Below are 19,418 nucleotides of genomic sequence, written 5' to 3' on the forward strand. Positions count from 1 at the left end.
TCGGACGACGAACGCGCCGGTTTCTAACTCAGGCGCTGGCGTATGTCTCGTCCGATCTCACGGTAACCTGTGCGTCGCCCACGAGCTGACCGAAGTCCATCTTGAGGACGCGATCCGCCAGCCCGAAGTACTTGTCGTCGTGGCTGATGACGAGGATCGTCTTGCCGCTGGCCCTGAGCTCCGGGAGGATCTGGCGGTAGAAGACGTCCTTGAACACAGGATCCTGGTCCGCCGCCCACTCGTCGAACAGGTAGACCGGCCGGTCTTCCAGGTAGGCCGTGAGCAGCGCGAGGCGCTTTCTCTGTCCCTGCGACAGCGACGTCGTGGAGAGGACACCCCCCTCGACAGACACCTTGTGATCGAGCTGCAGGCGAGAGAGGTAACCCCGCGCGCGCTGGGTGAGCTCGGGAGAGTCGAGCCCGATCAGGCTCTCGAACAGGTGGAAATCGAAGAACACCACCGAGAAGAGCTCCCGGTACGCCTGCCGGTTCCGGTCGGTGATCGCCTCGCCGTCGAGCCGGATCTGGCCCGACTCGGGCGCGTAAAGGCCCGCGATCAGCTTCGCGAGGGTCGTCTTGCCGCTGCCGTTGCCCCCGACGAGGAAGATCAGCTCTCCGCGCCGCACGCTGAGGTGGATGGGGCCCAGCGTGAAGGTGTCGTCCTTTCCCTCGGACCTGTAGGCGTGCGTGACCCCGGCGAGCTCCAGCCGCTTCCACCTCTCGGGGAGCGGGGCCCCTGCCTCTGCCTCGCTCGCCTCGACCCTGAGGCTCGCGCCGAGGTCCTCGACCTTCTGCACGGCGATGCCCGCGCGGCTCAGGGCCGGGAGCGCGCCGATGAGGACCTGCATGGGCGTCATCAGGTAGAGGAGGACGAGGGCGTAGCCGATCGACGCCTCGGCGCTCGCCTCCTGGAAGAGCGGCACGACGAAGAGCGTCACGCCGATGATGGTGAACACCATCGCCTGGCCCCACCCGTTCGCGGCGGTGAGCGCGACCATGCCGCGCAGGTTGCTCGCCTGGACGACGCCGGCCTCCCCCTCGAGCGACGTCGCGAGGAACGCCTCGCGGCGCCGCGCGTGGAGCTTCAGCTCCTTCACGCCGCGCGTGAGCGCGCGGAAGGTCTTCATCAGCTCCTCGGTCGCCTCGCGCGCGCGGCGGAAGTGCCGTGTCGCGCGGCTCATCGGGAGCTGATACCCGACGATCCCGAGGACGATGAGCGCCAGCACCGAGGCCAGCATGACAGGAGACATCCACCCCATGTAGAGCAGGCCTCCGACCACGATGACCAGGTTGATGCAGACGATCGGGATCTGCATCAGCGCCGTGGTGATCACGGGGACGTCGTCCGTGAGGGCGGTGAGCGCCCGTGACGGGCCGATCTCCTCGATCTGGCGGAGCGGCGCGCCGAGGATCTTCCGGCAGATCTTCACCCGGAGATCGAAGAGCGCCCCCTGGCTGAGGCGCGTGAGCAGGATCTCCGAGTGGTAGCGGGCGAACGGGAGCAGCAAACACACCGCGGCGAAGCTCCACATCACCGCGCCGCGCTTGCGCTGCAGCGCCTCGTTGATCAGCACGAGGAGCGCCGTGTTGCAGGCGCCGCAGAGCGTCCCCGCGAGGATCGCGAGGACGAGGATCCGCCGGGAGTAGCCGGCGACGAACGCGAGGAGCTTCATGGATGCTCGGTGGTGGTGGGGCGCTCCCCTCGCGCCGACGGGCCGCGGGCGGCCGCGACGAGGATCTGGCCGAGCGATATTCCGCCGTCGTTCGGCGGGACCAGCCGGTGGCAATACGGGGTGAGCCCCTCGCTCTTCAGGCGTCGGAGCGCGTTGATCAGGACGAACTCGTTCATGAAGACTCCGCCGCTCATGACCACGCGGCGCACGTCGAACTTGTCCGCCAGGCGCAGGCACATTGCGGCGATCACATCCACGATCGTCGAGTGGAACCGGCGGCTGAGGTGCGCGGGCGTGGCGTCCGGCTCGTCGAGCGCGCGCAGGAGATCCCGGACGAGAGGCCGGTAGTCGACCACGAGGCGGCCGTCCCGCTCGTCTATCCCGTACTGGAGCGGTGGCGCCGTCCGGAAGTCCCTGTCGAGCAGCGCCTCCATCTCGATGGCGGCCTGCGCCTCGTACTCGACCTCGTGGCAGATGCGGAGGAGCGAAGACACGCCGTCGAACAGCCGGCCCATGCTCGTCGTGGCCGTCGCGTTCAGCCTCCGCTGCGCCATCTTCACGAAGACGTCGCGGCGCTCCTCCGCGACGTCCATGAGCGCCGGGACGCGGATCCCGCCGAGCTCGTCCCCGAACGTCTCCACGAGCAGCGAGATCGCGACGCGGATGGGCTCCTTGACCGCCTTGTCGCCGCCGAGGAGGTACATCGGCCGGAGGTGGCCGGCGCGCACGAATTCACGGTAGTCGCCGACCAGGAACTCGCCGCCCCAGATGCTGTCGTCGAGGCCGTAGCCGGAGCCGTCGAAGATGACGCCGATCACCCGCTCGTTCAGCCCGTTCTCGGCCATGCAGGCGGCCATGTGGGCGTGGTGGTGCTGCACCGTCGCGACGTCCGCGCCGGCCTGGCGCTTCGCCGCCCGCGTGGAGCGGAACGCCGGGTGCATATCGCAAGCGACGGTGTCCGTCTGCACGGACAGCAGCCGCTGGACGTGCGACGAACAGTCGATGTGCGCGCCGAACGTCGCGTCGTTCTTGAGATCGCCGATGTGCTGGCTGATGAAGACCTGGTTGTCCTTGCCGACGGCGACGGTGGTCTTCAGCTCGCCGCCGAGGGCGACGACGGCGCCGACGTCCTGCGGGAGGTGGATGGGATACGGCGCATAGCCGCGCGAGCGGCGGATGAACGAGACGAGCGGCGCGTCGAGCCCCTCCGCCTCCGTGAGCCGGACGACGGAGTCGTCGACGCGGGTGCGGATATCGCGGTCGTGCAGCACGAAGTAATCCGCGATGTCGCGGAGCTGCGAGAGCGCCGTGTCGTTGTCGAACGCGATGGGGTGTCCGGAGAGGTTCCCGCTCGTCATGACGAGGACGTCGAGCGCCGGGTCCTCGAGCAGGAGGTAGTGCAGGGGCGTCGAGGGCAGCATGACGCCGAAGCTCGGGTTCCTCGGGGCGATCGCCTCGGACAGGGCGCCTGGCCGCCTGCGCAGGAGGACGATGGGGCGCTGCCGGCTCTCGAGCAGCGCCCGCTCCGGGTCGCTGAGGGAGACATGGCGGCTCGCCGCCTCGGCGTCGGCCACCATGATCGCGAACGGCTTGGCGTCGCGGCGCTTGCGCCGGCGCAGCTCCCGCACCGCCGCCTCGTTGCGCGCGTCCGCCACGAGGTGGAAGCCGCCGAGGCTCTTCACCGCGAAGAGCGCGCCCTCGCGGAGCCGCTCGATGGCGAAGCGCACCGGATCGTCCGCCTCGATCGGCGCGCCGAGCCGATCGGTGAGCGTGAGCCGGGGGCCGCATACGGGGCACGCGTTCGGCTGCGCGTGGTAGCGCCGATCCTCGATGTCCTCGTACTCGCCCGCGCAGGCGGGGCACATCGGGAAGCTCTTCATCGTCGTCTGCGGCCGGTCGTACGGCATGTCGCAGATGATCGAGTAGCGCGGCCCGCAATGCGTGCAGTTGATGAACGGGTAGCGGTGACGGCGGTTCGAAGGGTCCCTGAGCTCCCGCAGGCAGTCGGCGCAGACGTCCGAGTCGGGCGGAATGAGCGTGTCGGTGCTGCGCAGATCCACGCTGCCGCGGATCTGGAAGTCGTCGTATCGAGGGGCGGGCTCGGCGAGCGCCTCCTCGCGGACGCCCGTGATCCGGGCGAGCGGCGGCGGCGACTCGACGAGCGCGCGCAGGAACGCCTGGATCGCCTCGTCGCCGGCCTGCAGCTCGAGCAGCACGCCGCGGGAGTCGTTGAGGACCCAGCCGCGCGCCCCGACGGCGCGGGCGAGCCGGTGCACGAAGGGCCGGAAGCCGACCCCCTGGACGATGCCCGAGACCCGGAATCGGCGGGTCACGATCACCGGCCGCGCGTCAGCAGAGTCGGGGGAGTTCGGCTCCATAAAGCTCCTCGAGCAGGGTTTGAGTCCCATCGGGCTCGGTCATGGACACGACGGGCTCCGCCGCGGCCTTGACCTCCCCGATGACCGCCGCGTTGCGGCCGTAGGGGTGCGCGCGGAGGATCCCGAGCACGTCCCCCGCCTTGTCCGCCTCCACGAACAGGCAGAGGCACCCCTCGTTGGCGAGGTGGATGAGGTTGATGCCGAGCATGTCGGCCGCCATGACGGCCTCCGGCAGCACGGGCAGCGCCGCGCGCGCGAAGGAGAGCTCGGCGCCCGACGCGCGGGCGAACTCGTGGAGGACGGCGCACAGGCCGCCGCGCGTCACGTCGCGGATCGCCGCCACGGCGCCCTGGGGCACGCCCTTGAGGACCGCGTCGATGAGCCCGTTGAGCGGCGCGCAGTCGCTCTGCACCCGCTTCTCGAAGCCGAGCCCCTCGCGCACCGAGAGCAGGTGGATGGAGTGGTTGCCGAGATACCCGCTCACGATGATCTTGTTGCCGGGCCGCACGGCGCGGCTCACGAGCGGCGGGCGCTCGAAGACGCCCACGCCGGCCGTGTTCATGAAGAGCCGGTCGGCCTCGCCCTTGCCGACGACCTTCGTGTCGCCGGCGACGATCTTCACGCCGGCCTCCCTCGCCGCGTCGCGCGCCGACTCGAGGGCGCGGAGGAGCAAGGGGATCGGGAAGCCCGCCTCGATGATGAGGCCCAGGGTCAGGTAGAGGGGCCTCGCGCCGCTGACCGCGAGATCGTTGACGGTGCCGCAGACGGCGACCTTGCCGATATCGCCGTTGCCGAAGAACAGCGGCGTGACCACGAACGAGTCCGTGGTGACGGCGATCCGGCCGGTGGGGACCTCCAGGATCGCGCTGTCCTCCATCGCGCCGATGTACGTGTCGCCGAGCGTCGCGGCGATGCGCTCGACGAGCTCCCGGCTCAGGCGGGCGCCCGTCCCGTGGTCGAGGACGACCTCTTCGTTCTCTTTCGCGTGTTCTTTCGTCATGTGAGGCTCCAGCGTTGGCACCGCAGAGCTGCGGTGAGGTGGTGAAAGAGACGAGGCCGCCCGGCTGCGCGGCCTCGTCGTGCCTTGTCAGCCGAGCAGCTCTTCCCGGCTCGGCAGGTCGTCGCTCTGGCGCAGGCGCTTGATGATCTCCGCGCCGGGGGCGATCGCCGCGCAGTACGACGCCATCCATTCGAGGGAGCGCTTCTTGTCCTCCTCCTTGAGGGAGAACACGCCATCCTCGGGGACCCACACCTTGTACCCGCGGAAGAAGCCGTCCGCCGCCGTGGTCTGCACGCAGATCTGGGTCTGGATGCCCGTGACGAGGATCGTCTTGACGCCGAGCTCCTTCAGCTTGTCGTCGAGAGGCGTCTCGTAGAACCCGCTGTCGCGGTGCTTGACCATCACGATGTCGGACGGATGGACGAAGTCCTTGATCAGCTCGGCGTTGGGAGTGCCCTTGATCGCCGGGATCTCCTTGCCGCGGAAGCGGCGCTGGATCTGCGGATCGGCCGGATCGTTGATGAGCTGGAGGTGGACGACGACGTGCCCCAGGGCGCGGATGGCGCCGAGGAACATGTTGAACTGCGGCGCCACCCTGGAGAGGAGCTCGCGACCTCCCGGCATCTTGTCGATGAACTCGTACTGAAGGTCGTTGGTGAGCACTGCGATGTTGGGCATGATGGTCCTCTTGGATTCGGTTGATGGATTCGAGACGAGTCAGTCAAAGGCCCTTGCCTTGCAACGAGCGCGGCAGGGCGGTGAAGCGCGGCGGCAAGAGCGCCGATCACCCCGGCGGCCGGACGGCTCCGGCGCCTTTGGGCGGCGCGCCGGGGTCCGCCTCGAGCAGCGCGGCCCGGATGCGCTCGGCGAGCGCGCCGACGTGCGGTCTTCGGAGCAGCGTGTAGTGGTCGCCGGCCGCGACGTGGCTCCGCAGGCCGGGGGCCCACTTCGCCCACGCGGGCCGCGGATCCCTCCGCGGTGAGGCCTCGGCGCGGAAGAGCTCCACGCGGGCCGAGACCTCGCCAGGGGCGTAGCGCGCGAGCAGCGCCGCGTTCCGCTGGAACGCGTCGAGCAGCGCTTCCAGCTCGCCGAGCGTCGTCCCGCGGGGCAGCGCGCCGAGCTCCTGCGCGCGCTCCAGCAGCCACGCGGCGTCGGCCGCGGCGCCGTCCGGCCAGGCGAGCGCCGCGGTGGCCGGCGCGCCCGCGATCCGCGCGAGATCCGAGGCGAACTGCGCGATCGGCGGGACGTCGTCGCCGGGCTCGTCGAACGGGGGGAGGTACGCGTCCAGGAGGACGACGGCGGCCACACTGCGCCCGCCGCCCTCGAGGACGCGCGCCATCTCGAACGCCACCACGCCGCCCATCGACCAGCCGCCGAGCAGGTACGGCCCCTCGGGCTGGACGCGGCGGAGCTCCTCGCAGTACGCCTCGGCCATCTCGCCGACGCTGGCGAGCGGCCGCGGGGGGGTCTCCAGGCCGAACGCCTGGATGCCGTAGAAGGGCCGATCCCGCCCGAGCTCGCGCGCGAGATCCGCGTAGCAGAGGACGTTGCCGCCGATGGGGTGGACGAAGAAGAGCGGCGCGCGGGCGCCCCCTTCGTGGAGCGGGACCACGACGGAGGCGCGGCCCCGCGGCGCTCCCCGATCCTCGCGCAGGAGCGCCGCGAGGCCCTCCACGGTCGGCGCGCGGAACAGGCTGGTGAGCGGCAGATCGCGGCCGAATCGCCCGCGGATCTCGGCCATGAGCCGCACCGCGAGCAGCGAGTGCCCGCCGAGCGAGAAGAAGTCGTCGGTCACGCCGACGCCGCCCTCGCCGAGGAGCTCCTCGAACAGCGCGCAGAGCTCCAGCTCGAGCCCCGTCCTCGGCGGGACGCGCGCTCCGCCCGCGAGCGCCGCGAGCGCCGCGGGCACGGAGGCGGCGAGCGCCCGGCGATCGATCTTGCCGCTCGGGGTCTGCGGCCACCGCTCGACCGGCGCGATCACCGGCGGGACCATGTAGTCGGGCAGCCGATCGGACAGGTACCCGCGCAGCGCGTCGCTCGCCGCGGCGCGCCCGCCGCGCGGGATGAAGAAGGCCGCGAGCCGCACGTCGCCCGGGGCGTGCTCCCGGGTGACCACCGCCGCCTCGGTCACGTCGGGGTGCGACGCGAGCACCGCCTCGATCTCGCCGAGCTCGATCCGGAAGCCCCGGATCTTGACCTGCTCGTCGAGCCGGCCGAGGAAGTCGATCTCGCCGCTCGGCAGCCATCGCACGAGATCGCCCGTGCGGTAGAGCCGCGCCCCCTGCGCCTCGGGGAACGCCGCGCGCACGAAGCGCGCCGCGGTGAGGTCGTCGCGGTTGAGGTAGCCCCGCGCGAGGCCGATCCCGCCGATGTGGAGCTCGCCGGGGATACCGACGGGCGCCGGCTGGCCGCGGGGGTCGAGCACGTACGTTTGCGTGTTCGGCAGCGGGCGGCCGATCGTGGGCCGCGCGACGTCGGGCGCGTACTCGGCCGCGGTCGCGAGCACCGTCGCCTCGGTGGGGCCGTATCCGTTGACGAACCGCCGGCCGCGCGCCCACCGCCGCGGCAGCTCCGCGGGGCACACCTCGCCGGCCACGCACAGCACGCGCAGGTCCGGGAGCGTGTCGAAGCCGACCGCCATGAGCGCCGAGGGGGTCAGCGACGCCACCTCGATCCGCTGCTCGCGCAGGAGGTCGACGAGCCCGGGCCCGGGCATGAGCGCCTCGGCGCGCGCGAGGCACACGACGCCGCCCGCGGAGAGCGGCACGAAGATCTCCATCACGGAGACGTCGAAGCTCAGCCGGGTGAACTGGAGGACGCGGGTCCCCGGCTCGACGCCGAGCAGCTTGCGCTGCGCCACGGCGAAGGCGGAGAGCGAGCGGTGCTCGATGAGCACCCCCTTCGGGCGCCCTGTCGAGCCGGAGGTGTAGATGACGTACGCGAGGTCCTCGGGGAGCGACCCGGCGTCGGGGGCGTCGCTCCGCTCGTGCGGAAAGGCGGGCTCGCTCTCCCCGAGCCGCACGACCGGCGGCAGCGCCGCGGGCAGGGCGGCGAGGAGCTCCGGCTCGGCGATGAGCAGCGCGGGGCGCGCGTCCTCGATCATGAAGGCGAGCCGATCGCGCGGGTAGGTCGGGTCGAGCGGCACGTACGCGCCGCCGGCCTTCAGCACCGCGAGGAGCGCGACGATCATGTTGGGCGAGCGCGGCAGGCACACGCCGACCAGCGCGCCGCGCCGCACGCCGCGGGCGCGGAGGTGGTGCGCGAGCTGGTTGGCCCGGCGGTCGAGCTCGCCGTAGCTCACCGCCGCGCCCTCGAAGAGGAGCGCGGCACGCCCGGGCGCCTCCCTGGCCTGCGCCTCGAACAGGCGCTGCGCGCACGCGGCCTCCGGGGCGGGCTGCGCCGATCGGCCCCCGCTGAACGCGTGCAGCACGAGGTCGCGCTCGTCGCGCCCGAGCAGCGGCAGGTCGCCGACGCGCAGCTCGGGCTGCGCGGCGCTCGCCGCGAGCAGGGCCTCGAGGTGGCCCCGCCAGCGCTCGATCGTGGCCCTGTCGAACAGGTCGGCGCTGAACTCGATGCCGCCGGAGACGGCCTTGTCGTCCTCCTCGAGCGCGAGCAGGAGGTCGAACTTCGCGGTCGCGGTATCGACCTCGAACGGCGAGGCGTCGAGCTCGCCGAGCCTCCGCGGGCGCTCCGGCGCGCCCTGGAACGCGAAGGCCGCCTGGAAGAGCGGGGTGCGGCCGAGGTCGCGCTTCACCTGAAGGGCGTCCACGACCTGCTCGAACGGGACGTCCTGGTGCTCCTGGGCCTCGAGCGTCGCCTGCCGGACCCGCCGCACGAGCTCGACGAACGTGGGGTCGTCGTCGAGGCGGACGCGCAGGACGAGCAGGTTGACGAAGAAGCCGACGAGCGGCTCCATCTCGACCTGCGTGCGGCCGCTGACCGGCGAGCCGACGGCCACGCCGGCGCGGCCCGTGTAGCGGTGCAGGAGGGCGACGAAGCCGGCGAGGAGCACCATGAACATCGTCGCGCCCTCGCGCCTGCCGAGCGCGCGGAGGGCCTCGACGAGCGGCGCGGGCAGGCTCACCGGGACGGTGTCGCCGCGGTGGGAGAGGGCGCTGCCGCGCGGCCTGTCGGTGGGGAGCTCGAGCGGCTCCAGGTCGGACAGCTGCCGCTTCCAGTACTCGAGCTGCCCCCGCCACGCGTCGGCCTGGGCGCGCTGCCAGATCGCGACGTCGGCGTACTGCACAGGGAGGGGCGGCAGATCCGGCGCGTGGCCGGCCCGCGCGGCCTCGTAGAAGGCGGACAGGTCGCGGAAGAGGACGGGGATCGAGCCGCCGTCGCAGGCGATGTGGTGCGCCGTGAGGAGCAGCACGTGCGCCTCGTCGGAGAGGCGGATCAGCGCCGCGCGGATCGGCAGGCCCGAGGCGAGATCGAACGGCCGCCGCGCCTCGTCCTCCGCGGCGCGCTGCGCCGCCCGGTCCCGCTCGCGCCGGGGGACGGCGGACAGGTCGACGAGCCGCAGCTCGAGGCGCGCCTCGGGGAGCACGACCTGGAACGGCTGGCCGTCGCGCGCCTCGATCCGGGTGCGCAGCGCCTCGTGGCGCGCGACCACCCGATCGAGGCTCCGCTCCAGGGCGGCGCGGTCGAGCGGCCCGCGGAGCAGCACCCCGATCGGCATGTTGTAGACCGCCGTTCCCGGCTGGAGCGCCTCGATGAACCAGAGGCGCTGCTGGGCGTGGGACAGCGGCGCGTCGCCGCCCCGGGGCGCGGGGCGGAGCGGCTCGGGCGCGCCGCGGCGCCCGTCCAGCCTCGCCCGATCGATGCGCTCGGCGAGGGCCGCGACCGTCGGCGCGTCGAAGGCGGCGCGCAGCGGCAGATCGACGCCGAACAGCCGCCGCGCGCGCGCGATGACCTGGACCGCGAGGAGGGAGTGCCCTCCGAGCGCGAAGAAGTCGTCCGCCGTCCCGATGCCGCCGCGGCCGAGCACCTCGCCCCAGACGCCCGCGAGGGCCTGCTCGGTCGGCGTCGCCGGCGCGCGCCGCGCCTCGCCTGCGATGTCCGGCGCGATCTCCGGTCGACTGGGCGCCGGGAGCGCCTTCCTGTCCACCTTGCCGTTGGCGTTCAGCGGCCAGGCGTCGAGCTCGACGAAGGCGGACGGGACGAACGGCTCCGGCAGCCGCTCGGCGACGAGCGCCCGCAGCGCCTGCGCGTCCACCGGCCGCCGGACGAGGAGGTAGGCGACGAGCCAGCGGCCCGAGGGGCCGTCGTCCCGCGCGAGCACGAGCGCCTCGCGCACGTCCGGGTGCGCGGCGAGCGCGGCCTCGGTCTCCGCCGGCTCGACGCGGAAGCCGCGGATCTTCACCTGATGATCGAGCCGCCCGAGGTACTCGAGCTCTCCGCTCGCGAGCCAGCGCGCGCGGTCGCCGGTGCGGTACATCCGCGCGCCGCGGGCCTCCTCGAGCGGGCAGGGGACGAACCGCTCGGCCGTCAGCTCGTCGCGCCCCAGGTAGCCGCGCGCGACGCCCGCGCCGGCGATGTAGAGCTCCCCGGCGACGCCGACGGGCACCGGCTGCAGCCGCGCGTCGAGCACGTAGACCTGGGTGTGGTCGATGGGCCTGCCGATCGTCGGGCGCGCCGCGGCGGTCACGGTCGCGCCTGTCGAGTACGTCGTTGTCTCGCTGGGGCCGTAGAGGTTCAGGAGCCGCTCGACGTGCGGCAGCGCGAGCACGTCGCGCGCGAGCGAGGCGCGGAGCGGCTCGCCGGCGAGGCACACGGTCCGCACCGACCCGGGGATGCCCGACACCGCGAGGAGCGCCGCCGCGGCGGAGGGCACCGTGTTGACGAGCGTGACCTCGTCGCGGCGCCGGTGCGCGGGCAGCGCGAGCGCGTCGTCGGCGAGGACGATCTTGCCGCCCCAGCAGAGCGGGACGACGAGCTCGAAGACCGAGAGATCGAAGCAGGTGGACGTGGACGCGAGCACGCCCGCGAGCTCCTGGTCCGAGAACGTCCGCCTGGCCCACCACGCGAGCGCGACGGCCTGGCGGTGCTCGATCACGACGGCCTTGGGCCGGCCCGTCGAGCCGGAGGTGTAGATGAGGTACGCTGCCTGGTCCGGCCGCCCCGCCGGCAGCGCGTCGCGCGCCCCGCCCTGCGCGTCCCCCACGTCGTCCGCGCCCGCGACGATCTCGTCGAGCAGGAGCACCTCGGCCGACCCTGCCGGCACGAGCCCCGACAGCGCGCTCTCGGTCACGAGCAGGTGCGCCGCCGCGTCCTCCAGGATCACCTGCAGCCGCTGCCGCGGGTAGCCCGGGTCGAGCGGCACGTGGACGCCGCCGGCCTTGAAGATGGCCCAGAGGGCCACGACCATGTCGAGCGTCCGCCGCACGCACAGGCCCACGCGCGTCTCCGGCCGCACGCCGAGCGCGCGCAGCCGCAGGGCGAGCGCGTCGGCGCGGCGGCGGAGCTCGCGGTACGTGAGCTCGCCGGCCTCGGACGCCACGGCCACGGCCCCGGGCGACCGCTCTGCCTGCGCGTCGAAGAGCTCGTGCAGGCACGCGGCGGGCGGCGTCGGCGCGCTCGTCGCGTTCCACGCGATGAGGAGCTCGCGCCGCTCGCTCGCCGTGAGCAGCGGGAGCTCGGCGACCCGCGCCCCCGGGTCCGAGGCCACGGCGCGGAGGATCGTCTCGTAGTGCCCCGCGAGCCGCGCGGCGGTCCCGGGGTCGAACAGATCGAGATCGAACTCGAGGGCGCCCTCGATCGCGTCGCCCGACTCGGTGAGGAAGAGCGTGAGATCGAACCGCGCCCGCTCCACGTCGAGCGGGACCGGCGAGGCCTCGACGCCCGGCAGCGTCAGCGCGGGCGGTGGCACGTTCTGGAGCGCGAACATCACCTGGAACAGCGGGTTCCGGCTGAGATCCCGCTCCACGGCGAGCGCGTCGACGACGGCCTCGAACGGCAGATCCTGGTGGGCGTACGCCTCGAGCGCGTCCGCCTTCACGCGGCCGACGAGCTCCGCGAAGGTCGGGTCGCCGTCGAGCCGCGCGCGCAGGACAAGGGTGTTGACGAACAGCCCGATGAGCGGCTCGAGCTCGGTCCGCCCGCGGCCGGCCACCGGCGTGCCGACGCAGAAGTCCTGCTGGCCGCTGTACCGGTGGAGCAGCGCCTCGAAGGCGGCGAGGAGCGTCATGAACAGCGTGGCCCCGAGCTCCTGGCTCCGGCGCCGGAGCGCGGCTGCGAGGTCCTGCGGCAGCGCGAACCGGTGCGTGCGCCCGCGCGACGAGCGCGCCGCGGGGCGGGGGCGGTCCGTCGGGAGATCGAGCGGCGGCGCGCCGTCGAGCCTCCGGCGCCAGATCTCCCGCTCGGCGTCCAGCACCTCGGGGGCGAGCTCCTGCCGCTGCCAGGCGGCGTAGTCGGCGTACTGGACCGGCAGCGGGCGGAGCGCCGGCGCCGCGTCTCTCGCGAACGCGGTGTACGCCGCCGTGAGCTCGTGCGCGAGCACGCCGAGCGACCACCCGTCCGAGGCGATGTGGTGGAGCGTGACGACCAGCACGTGCTCGTCGGGCGCGAGCCGGAAGAGCGCCGCGCGCAGGAGCGGCCCCTGCTCCAGGTCGAACGGCCTCGCTGCTTCTCGCGATGCGTCGCTTTGTAAAGTCGTCTCCCGATCGCTCGCGGGGACCTCCGAGAGGTCGACGAGGGGGAGGGGCCACGCATTCGGCGTCTCGCGAGCGCCCTGGAAGCGCTGGACAGGGCGGCCGTCGACCGCGTGGATCGTCGCGCGCAGCACCTCGTGCCGCCGCACGACCTCGGCGATCGCGCGCGAGAGCGCCGTGAGGTCGAGCGCGCCGCGCAGGCGGAGCGCCGCGGGCACGTTGTACGTGGCGCTCTCGGGCTCGAGCTGATCCAGGAACCACAGCCGCTGCTGCGCGAAGGACAGCGGCGCCTCCTCGCCGACGCGCGGCGCCGGCGCGAGGGGCGCCGGCGCCCGGCGCGCCTCGCGGCGGATCGGCGTCGACCGCTCGATGTGCGCGGCGAGCCGGGCGATGGTCGGCGCCTCGAAGAGCGACCGGACGCCGACGTCGACGCCGAGCAGGTCGCGCAGGCGGGCCGCCGCGCGCGTGGCCGAGAGGGAGTGCCCGCCGATCGCGAAGAAGTCGTCGTGGACGCCGACCCGATCGAGGCCGAGGACGGCGCGCCACACGTCGCCGATCGCCTGCTCCAGGCCGGTGCGCGGCGCCGTCTGCGCCGCGAGCTCGCCCGGGGCGTTCCACGCGGGCGCGGGCAGCGCCTTGCGGTCCACCTTGCCGTTCGCGCTCAGCGGGAGGGCGTCGAGGGCGACGATCGCGGCCGGGATCATGTAGCCCGGCAGGCGCGACGAGAGCTGGTCCTTGAGGGCACCCGGGTCGAGGGACGGCGCCTCGGGGACCACGTACGCGACGAGCCGCGGATCCCCCGGAGCGTCCGCGCGCGTGATGACGACGACATCGCGGATCCCGGCGCACCGCGCGATGACCGCCTCGATCTCGCCGAGCTCGATGCGGAAGCCGCGGAGCTTGATCTGGTGGTCGATGCGCCCCAGGAACACGAGCTCGCCGCCGGGCAGCCGGCGCACCAGATCGCCCGTCCGGTACAGGCGCGCGCCCGCCGCGGTGGAGAACGGATTCGTAAGGAACGCCGCCGCCGTGCGCTCCGGGTCGAGGAGATACCCCCGGCCGACCCCGTCGCCGCCCACGTACAGCTCGCCGGCGACGCCGAGCGGCACGGGCTGCCGCCGTCGATCCAGCACGTAGAGCTGCGTGTTCTGGATCGCGCTGCCGATCGGCACGTACGCCGCGTCCTCCGCAGGGGGCTCGGTGATGACGTGCTGGGCCACGTCGTCCGAGCACTCCGTCGGGCCGTAGGCGTTCATCAGCGGGATCCGCGGGTAGAGCGCGAGCCACCTGCGCGCGAGATCGGGGGGGAGCGCCTCACCGGTGAGCACGAGCCACCGCAGGCCGTCGAGGCGCGGCCGCCACGCCGGGCGCGCCTCGAGCTCGTCGAGCGCCCCGCGCAGGAGCGACGGCACGATCTCCAGGACGGTGATGCCGAGCTCCCCCACGGCGTCGAGCAGCCGCACAGGGTCGGTCGCGATCTCGTCCGGCACGAGGCGGCACGTCCCGCCCGCGAGCAGCGGGGAGAGCAGCTGCCACACCGAGATGTCGAAGGTGATCGGCGCGGTCTGCGCGACGACGTCCGCGGGCCCGATCCCGAGGGAACGCACCTTCGCGAAGAGGTGGTTGAGCATCCCCCGGTGCTCGACCATCGCGCCCTTGGGCGCGCCGGTCGATCCGGACGTGAAGATGACGTAGGCGAGGTGCTCCGCGCGCGCGGCCGGAAGCGCCCCGCGCTCCGCCGCGGCGTCGGCGAGCAGCGCGGCGGCCGGGAGCACCTCGAGCGCCCCGGCGCCTGCCGCGGCGATCTCGTCCAGCAGCGCGCCCGGGATCGCGGCACCCACGAGGAGGGGAGGGCCTCCCGCGCGCGCCAGGATGTCGGCGTTGCGCCGCGCCGGGTGCGCGGGATCGAGCGGCACGTACGCGCCGGCCGCCTTGAAGGCGCCGAGCGCGAGCAGCATGAAGTCGAGGTCGCGCCGCGTCAGCAGGGCGACAAGGCGATCGGGCCCGACGCCGCGCGCCGAGAGCGCCCGCGCCACGCGGTCGGTGGCGCGGTCGAGCTCCGCGTACGAGAGCCGCTGCTCGCCGCACGCGACGGCGATCCGCTCCGGCGTCCGGGAGGCCTGCTCCCGGAAGAGATCGTGGAAGCACGCGTCCCGAGGGAACTCCGCCGCGGTGTCGTTGCAGCCCGCGAGCAGGTAGCGCTCCTCCTCGGGCGGGAGCAGCCGGAGCTCGTCGATCGGGCGGTCCGGCTCCGCCCCGGCCGAGCGAAGGAGCTCCCCGAGGTGGCCCGTCATGCGCTCGATCTCGTCGCGCGCGAAGCGGTCCGCGCGGAACTCCAGCGCGGCGGCGAGCTCGCCGTGGAGGCGCGCCACGCTCAGCCCCAGATCGAACTTCGCCGTCCCCTCCACGGCCCCGTCGGGGGCCCAGAGCACGGGCCGCCACAGCGCCCCCTCGACCTCCGCCGGCGGCTCCGAGGCGCTCTCCAGCACGAAGCTCGCCTGGATCAGCGCGTCCCGCTCCCCGTCTCGCCCCGCTGCCGGGGCCGCGGCGCGCGCGACCTCGTCGAACGGCAGCTCGGCGTGCTCCATCGCCTCGGCCATCGTCCGGCGCACGCGGCGGACGAGCTCGCGGTACGTCGGCCTCCCGCCGAGATCCACGCGCAGGACGACCGTGTTCGCGAAGAAGCCGACGACCCCCTGGTGCTCGGGGCGGCTCCGGTTGGCGATGACGACGCCGATCCCGAGGTCCTCCTGCCCGGTCGTGCGGTGGAGCAGCGCCGCGTAGACGGAGGCCAGCGCGACGAAGAGCGTCGCGTTCTCCGCCCGGGCGACGGCGAGCGCCGCCTCGACGTGCGGCGCCGAGAGCGCGAAGCGGACCGTCCCGCCCGCGAACGGCGACGCCGCCGCTCGCCGGCGCTCGGCGCCCAGCTCGAGCCGTGGCAGGCCCTCGAGCTTCGCCTTCCAGTAGGCCCGCGCCGCGTCCATGCGCGCGAGCGCGGCCCGCTGCGCGCGCGCGTAGTCGGCGTACCCGTACGCGTGCGGCGGCGCGTCCGCGCGGCCGGCGCCGCGCGCGGCGTAGCTCGCGGCGAGATCGCGCACGAGCACCTCGATCGACCGGCCGTCGGTCACGAGGTGGTGCTGCGCGAAGAGGAGCACGTGGTGGCGCTCGCCGAGCGAGACCAGGCACACCCGGAGGAGCGGCCCCTCCTCGAGCGCGAACGGCGCCTGGCCCCACGAAGCGGCGAGCTCGCGGAGGCGCTCCTCCGCGCGCGCGGCGTCGTCGACGACCCGCGCGCGCGCGAGGGGCACCGCCACCTCCGGCAGCACGATCTGCCGGGGCTCCCCGGCGATCTCGCGGAACACCGTGCGCAGCGCCGGGTGCCGGCGGACGACGGCCGCGAGGCTCTCCTCGAGCCGCGCCTCGTCGAGCGCCCCGACGATCCGCGCGCCGAACACCACGTGGTAGAGCGGGCTCTCCGGCGCGAAGCGGCAGAAGAACCACAGGCGGAGCTGGTGCGACGAGAGCTCCGCCGGCTCGCCGTCCGCCGCGGCGGGCGCGGGGGCCGGCCCGGCGGCCGGCGCGTCGACCGCCGCCGAGAGCGCCGCCGAGAGCTCCTCGACCGTCGTCGTCTGCCAGAGCAGCTGCGGCGGCACCGCGGCGCCGAGCAGCTCCTCGAAGCGCGCCTGGAGCTCGACGCTCGCGAGCGAGTCGAGCCCCAGCGCCATCAGCTTCGAGGCCGGGGTGACGCTCCCGAGGTCCACCCGCGCGAGCCGGGCGAGCTCCTCGCGCACCACCTCGACGAGCAGGCCCACCCTCCCCGGGGCGGGCACCGCGCGCAGCGCGAGGCGCAGCACCCGCGCCGTATCGGCCGCCGCGCGCGCGCCCTCGGCCCCCGCGGGCGCCGGCGCCGGCGCCTCCTGCGCCACGGACACCGCGAGCGTGTCGAGCGTCCCCTCGCGGAAGCCCTGGGCGCACGCGTGCCGCTGGACCTTGCCGCTCGACGTCTTCGGCAGGGTCCGGGGGCGGAGCAGCAGCACCGCGTGCGGCTGCACGTCGTGCTCCCTTGCGACCGCCGATCGCAGCGCCTCCACGACGTCCGGCGGCGGGTCGCCGCCGCGGCCGTCGAGCTCGGCCGCGACGCCGAGCCGCTCTTCACCGCCGACCTCGATCGAGAACGCCGCGCAGCAGCCCGGGCGAACGCGCGGGTGCGCCGCCTCCACGGTCCGCTCGATGTCGTCGGGGTACAGGTTTCGCCCCCGGATGACGATGAGGTCCTTGATGCGCCCGGTGACGAACAGCTCGCCTCCCGAGAGGAAGCCGAGATCCCCCGTCCGCAGGTACGACGCCTCGCCGTCGCCCTGGAGGCGCGCGCCGAACGCGCGCGCTGTCTCCTCGGCGCGGCCCCAGTACCCCCCCGCGACGCTCGGGCCGGCGATCCAGATCTCGCCGATCTGCCCGTCCGCGACGCGCTCTCCGCGCTCCGGCGAAACGACGGCGACGCGCGCCCGCGGCGCCCCGGACGACACGAGCCGCCGCGCCCCCGCCGCGGCCGGCTCCACCGGGAGCGAGACCCCTCGCGCGAGCGCGCCCGCGTCGACGCTCACGCCGGCGGGCGGCGCGTCGCGGAGGCCCCCGGAGGCGAACAGCGTCGCCTCCGCGAGCCCGTAGCATGGGTAGAACGCCTCCCGGCGGAAGCCGCAGGGCGCGAACGCCGCCGCGAACCGGTCCAGCGTCTCGGCTCGGATCGGCTCCGCGCCGTTGAACGCCACCGTCCACGAACGGAGGTCGAGCGCCGCCAGATCCTCGCGGGTCGCCTTGCGCGCGCAGAGGTCGTACGCGAAGTTCGGCCCGCCGCTCGTCGTGGCGCGGAAATGGGAGATCGCCTTGAGCCACCGGAGCGGCCTCTCCAGGAAGGCGAGCGGCGACATGTGCGTGCACGGAAAGCCGACGAAGATCGGCTGCAGCACGTTCCCGATGAGCCCCATGTCGTGGAAGAGCGGCAGCCACCCCACGCCCGACGAGCCCGCGTCGTGCTCGAAGCCGGCGCGGATGGCGCGCTCGTTGGCGATCACGTTCGCGTGGCTCACCATCACCCCCTTGGGGTGCCCGGTGGAGCCCGACGTGTACTGGAGGAACGCGAGCGTCTCCCCCGAGATGTCCGGCGCGCGCCACGCCGAGGCCGCCCCGGGCTCGAGCGCGTCCGTCGCGATCCAGCGGAGCTCCGAGAGCTCGGGCGCCTGCGCCCGGAGGGCCTCCGAGAGGGAGGCGATCAGCCCGGTCGTCAGCACGAACCTCGCGCCGGCGTCGCGGGCGATCGCGCGGAGGCGCGGCAGGGTGCGATCCAGCTGCGCCGGGTTCGGCGGGTACGTCGGGACGGCGACGACGCCGGCGTAGACGCAGCCCATGAACGCCGCGATGAAGTCGAGCCCGGGCGCGTAGAGGAGCAGCGCGCGGTCCGCGGCGGCCCCCGCCGCCTGCAGCGACGCGGCGATGCCCATCGCGCGGAGGTGGAGATCTCGAAACGTCCACTCCTCGGATCCGCCGTCCACGTCTCCGGTGGTCAGGAACCGAAAGGCGAGGGCGTCGCCCTGGGCCTCCGCGCGCAGCCGGAGGAGATCCACGAGGGTCTCGCAGCGATCCAGATCGCCCAACAACACATCACCGTTCATCGAAGCTCTCCAGCGCCCTGTCGCGCTCTGCGAAGTCCGCCCGGCGTCAGCGCGTCATGTCGAAGAAGTCGTCGATCCACACCACGTCGCCTGCCGCCTCGGCGCGCGCGTAAGCCCACCTCGCCACGGCGAGGTCGAGCGTCCCCATGCCGAACGGCGAGAACACGATCGGCTTCGTCCGCGGCGCCGCGCGCTGCCCGAGGAGCACCTCGGCGAGCGTTCCTGTGACGAACTCGCGCCCGCCGGACTCCTGCTCTGCGAGGTGCAGCGACGTCCCGGCGCTCATCACGTGTTCGACGCTGTCCACCACGTTGAACGAGGAGAGGACGATGCGCGGCGACAGGTCGCGCAGGGACAGGTGCAGCACCACCGGCGCGTGCGAGAACCAGGCCGGGTCGTGGACGTGCGGCGTGGCGGCCGAGGTCGTGAAGACGAGGAGATCGCTCCGCCGCACCACCGACTCCAGGTCCTTTGCCACATGGACGTCGCGGCGCCGCTCCGGCGCGAAGGCGACCTCGCGGAACCGCTCCGGCTCCGCGGGGTTCGTGTCGAACAGGAGCACCTCCGGGATCTCCCAGCCGAGGCGCGACAGGAAGGACACCACGTACCGCGCGATGAGCCCCGTCCCGACGATGCCGAGCGTGCCCGCGCGCCGCCCTCCGGAGAGCGCCCCCGCGGCCGAGACCGCCGACGCCGCGGTGCGCGCCGCCGAGATGATCGAGCCTTCCAGGCACGCGAACGGATAGCCGTTGTCCGCCCGGTTGAGGACGATCACCGCCGACGCCCGGGGGATGCCTTGCCGGATGTTCGCCGGATAGCTGGCGATCCACTTGATCCCAGACACGGGCTCACCACCGCCGAGGTGGGCCGGAAGCGCGATGATCCGCGCGTCCGGCCGGTCGGGGAAGCGGAGGAAATAGCTGTTGGGACAGACCACCTCTCCCCGGTGGCCTGCGAGGTACACGTCCTCGACCGCCTTGACGCACTCTTCGGGGCTCTCCTCGATGAGGCGGCGGATGACATTGCCAGATACCACACCAAAGCGCATCG

General features: G+C 73.7%; 6 protein-coding genes. All 6 read right to left on the reverse strand.

Translation table 11 applies throughout. The annotated features are described in order from the left end of the window. Positions 1–28 precede the first annotated feature (28 nt). Positions 29–1,672, reverse strand: a complete 1,644-nt coding sequence (locus tag WMF45_RS13855) for a cyclic peptide export ABC transporter (protein ID WP_437717371.1) — start codon at positions 1,670–1,672, stop codon at positions 29–31. Further along, positions 1,669–4,050, reverse strand: a complete 2,382-nt coding sequence (gene hypF, locus WMF45_RS13860) for a carbamoyltransferase HypF (protein WP_437717372.1) — start codon at positions 4,048–4,050, stop codon at positions 1,669–1,671. The genes WMF45_RS13855 and hypF overlap by 4 nt, the downstream gene beginning before the upstream one ends. Next, positions 4,022–5,050 (reverse strand): hydrogenase expression/formation protein HypE, encoded by a 1,029-nt coding sequence (gene hypE / locus WMF45_RS13865; protein WP_437552224.1) that lies wholly within the window; start codon positions 5,048–5,050, stop codon positions 4,022–4,024. Before hypE ends, hypF begins: the two co-directional genes overlap by 29 nt. 87 nt (positions 5,051–5,137) lie before the next feature. Further along, the gene (locus WMF45_RS13870) at positions 5,138–5,728 is read right to left on the reverse strand and encodes a cysteine hydrolase family protein (protein ID WP_437329113.1); all 591 of its coding nucleotides are present in this window, start codon (positions 5,726–5,728) and stop codon (positions 5,138–5,140) included. Between the two features lie 106 nt (positions 5,729–5,834). After that, positions 5,835–18,368: an amino acid adenylation domain-containing protein gene (locus WMF45_RS13875; RefSeq protein ID WP_437717373.1), complete on the reverse strand. Its 12,534-nt coding sequence runs from the start codon at positions 18,366–18,368 to the stop codon at positions 5,835–5,837. A gap of 46 nt (positions 18,369–18,414) precedes the next feature. After that, positions 18,415–19,416 (reverse strand): 2,3-diaminopropionate biosynthesis protein SbnB, encoded by a 1,002-nt coding sequence (gene sbnB / locus WMF45_RS13880; RefSeq protein WP_437717374.1) that lies wholly within the window; start codon positions 19,414–19,416, stop codon positions 18,415–18,417. Between the last annotated feature and the right edge of the window lie 2 nt (positions 19,417–19,418).

The sequence above is a fragment of the Sorangium sp. So ce448 genome, assembly GCF_051520915.1.
GTDB classification, from domain to species: domain Bacteria; phylum Myxococcota_A; class Polyangia; order Polyangiales; family Polyangiaceae; genus Sorangium; species Sorangium cellulosum_B.